General features: G+C 54.1%; 1 protein-coding gene. It reads right to left on the reverse strand.

Annotated features, from left to right (window positions below; translation table 11 throughout):
- Positions 1–521: cytochrome-c peroxidase (locus ACFSYC_RS19635; RefSeq protein WP_377130572.1), on the reverse strand; the 521-nt coding region annotated here is incomplete at its 3' end.
- Positions 522–543 lie beyond the last annotated feature (22 nt).

The following is a 543-nucleotide window of genomic DNA, read 5'->3' on the forward strand; positions in this document are numbered from 1 at the left end:
TTATCGAAGCGATCCACGGTAATAAGCGTACGCTCAAAAGCGCCAATGGCTTTAGCTACGTTGTCGTAGGTAAGCGGCTCAGCTTCGCCTTTGAAAACTTCTGCAAACAGCGTTTCGTAGCCTTCCTCTTTGAGATTATTAACCGCCGTTTTCTCATCCGGCACCGCCATTTCTACCGGGTTCAGAATAGGCCCTTTGGCCTGAGCGGCGAGATCAGCAGCCCGACCATCCCAAAACTGCGCCACATGAAAACCAGCATTCCATACAGACGGTGAATTACGATCGCCACGAGACCCTTTCACGCCAAGTGAGGTAGCTTCGTTATCGACGCCGCCCCGACCACCATCGATGCGGTGGCAGGTATTGCATGACTGGCTGCCATCGGCTGATAACGCCGTTTCGAAGTACAGGCGCTCACCCAAATCGATTAGTGCCGGCGTATCCATCTCAGCGCCAGGCATGGTTGCCGGGATCGGTCCGTGCATCATTTTAGCCTGAGTACGTACCGCGTTTTTATCCACTGCCACAGCTGTGGTGGTCACG

The sequence above is a fragment of the Mucilaginibacter antarcticus genome (genome assembly GCF_042686155.1).
Lineage (GTDB): Bacteria > Bacteroidota > Bacteroidia > Sphingobacteriales > Sphingobacteriaceae > Mucilaginibacter > Mucilaginibacter antarcticus.